The 1,089-nt window shown below is 42.5% G+C and carries 2 protein-coding genes; both read right to left on the bottom strand.

Going from position 1 to position 1,089, the window contains the following annotated elements:
- Positions 1-490, bottom strand: a 490-nt coding sequence (locus R7Z77_RS24070) for an ABC transporter transmembrane domain-containing protein (RefSeq protein WP_318136888.1), incomplete at its 3' end; no start/stop codon positions are given.
- Positions 491-521: 31 nt separating this feature from the next.
- A partial coding sequence (locus R7Z77_RS24075; protein WP_411913205.1) for a ComEC/Rec2 family competence protein occupies positions 522-1,089 on the bottom strand: 568 nt, incomplete at its 5' end.

Raw genomic sequence — 1,089 nt, forward strand, 5'->3', positions numbered from 1 at the left:
TGTTGTAAAACATCAGAACAAGCAAACCAATAATGCTTGCGCCTTCACGTACGATGCTCACTAACGCTTGGCTCGTCGCCGCAGAGACTTGCTCTGAATCGTAAGTGATTCGAGAAAGCAAGTTACCCGTTTTTTCTTTGTCAAAGTACGATACAGGCATGTGCATAAAGTGATTAAACACCATGCGTCGTACTAGCATCACCACATTGCCAGAGACCCAACTCAAACAATAAGTGGAGACAAAACCACTCGTGCCACGAATGAACATCATGACAAATATAATTAAAGGAAGTGTACGTAGAAAATCAGAATCCGCATTACCAAAACCTTCATCGAGAAGCGGTTTTAGTAGGGAAATCATATAAGTATCAGAGATAGCATTAATCACTAATGCAATGACGGCAACGATAAGGCCAGACTTGTAAAGGCGGATAAATTGCCAAAGACGTTTAAACGTCTGCCAAGTCGTTTCATCAGTATTTATCGACATAGAAGTGCTTTATTTTCTTACAGTAAGACTCTTATTCTACTCGGTTACGCAGCATCTGCCTATACCAAGGCTCAATTGTCTCACGACGTTTACTTTCAAAACGCCAGTTATTGCCATCAAGTAAGATTGTTATTTGGCCATCACTTCCAGTGTCTAACCAACTAACACCACTATCGGTATAGGCCTGAACGACTTCAGGTGCGGGCATTCCCCACTGGTTTAGTTTTGCCGTTGAAGCAATAGCCAAACTAGGCTCAACAGCATTGATAAACTTAAGGTTAGAAGAGCTTTTGCTTCCATGATGCGGCACTAGCATTACATCACTGCGCAGCTTTTCTGGCTCTCGAAGCAGTATCCATTCGCTGATGGCTTCGATATCACCAGTAAACAACATTTTAAAACCTGTACTAGGGTCTTCCAGACTGATGACACAAGAGTGGGGGTTGTATGCACGTACAACAGGTTTAGGAGGCCAAAGTACCTCAATGTTCAACCCTTGCCACTTCCATTTCTCAGCAGCAATACAAGGCTGATAATGTAAAAAGCTCTGGCTGCTTAGTTTGTGTTTAGGTGAAAAGTACTGCTCTATCACTTTTCGG

It is taken from the genome of Vibrio sp. 1401 (genome assembly GCF_033340295.1).